This window comes from Exiguobacterium sp. s146 (assembly GCF_018618415.1).
GTDB lineage: Bacteria > Bacillota > Bacilli > Exiguobacteriales > Exiguobacteriaceae > Exiguobacterium.
In genome coordinates this window covers 1-218 of the sequence record NZ_JACSMA010000021.1, presented here as the reverse complement: position 1 = coordinate 218, position 218 = coordinate 1, and the positions used below count along the sequence as shown (strand labels likewise).

General features: G+C 43.1%; 1 rRNA gene. It reads right to left on the bottom strand.

The features are described from left to right. Positions 1-87: ribosomal RNA gene (rrf, locus tag KNP83_RS15010) — 5S ribosomal RNA — on the bottom strand; the annotation flags it as partial. Positions 88-218: the final 131 nt, after the last annotated feature.

Genomic DNA, 218 nt, shown 5'->3' with positions numbered 1-218 from the left:
AGACCCCCAACTACTTTCGGCGCTGAAGCGCTTAACTTCCGTGTTCGGCATGGGAACGGGTGTGGCCGCTTCGCTATCGCCACCAGACATATATGAGGTTAACATTATCTTAACATAATGTCAACTCTTTTTTAAGAGATTGTTCTCTCAAAACTGAAGACTCATCAATTCACACAAACCATTAGACTAGATCAAAGCCTCGACCGATTAGTATCATT